Origin of the sequence: Pantoea sp. CTOTU49201, assembly GCF_032054795.1 — a bacterium.
GTDB lineage: Bacteria > Pseudomonadota > Gammaproteobacteria > Enterobacterales > Enterobacteriaceae > Pantoea > Pantoea symbiotica.
On sequence record NZ_DAMBSA010000476.1, the window covers coordinates 1 to 622 of the forward strand.

At 60.6% G+C, this 622-nt stretch carries 1 protein-coding gene; it reads left to right on the plus strand.

Translation table 11 applies throughout. The features are described 5' to 3' along the window. On the plus strand, positions 1-622 hold a 622-nt coding region (locus tag RTY00_RS22400), incomplete at both ends, for an amidase family protein (protein WP_312666333.1).

Consider the following 622-nt stretch of genomic DNA (forward strand, 5'->3'; position numbering starts at 1 on the left):
ACGTGCCGCTGGCGATCGGCAGCGATACCGCCGGATCGGTGCGCATTCCGGCAGCGTTTAACCATCTTTTTGGCCTGCGCATGACGCGCGGTGCAATCAGCACTGACGGCATTGTGCCGCTGTCGCCAACTCAGGATATTCCCGGCCCGCTGGCGCGGTCGGCGGCGGATCTGCGTTTGGCATCTGAGATTTTAAGTGGGCAACAGTTTGCCGAGAGCGATGAGCCGCTGCGTATCGGCATCTGGCAGGAAGGTTTTGCTGCCGATGAAGACGAGATTAATCAGGCGGTCCGCGCGGCGCTGGCGGATTTCGCGCCGCGTGAGGTGAGTTATCCTCAGTTGGAGACGTTGGCAGCTGACGCCAATATCATCGGCTACGAATTTGCCGGAGCACTGGCGGCGTATCTGGCGGATAAACCGCAGGCGCAGAGCCGCACGCTGGCGGAAGTGGTGGCGTCAAAGCGTTACCATCCACAGCTGGAAACGGTGTTTACCACGCGGGCGCAGCATCCGGGCGTGGAGAGTGAGGGTTACCGGCGGGTGCAGCAGCGTCAGCGCGATCTGTATTTGCAGCTGGCTGAATTTTTCGCTGCGCACCAGATCAATCTGCTGGCTTATCCAGT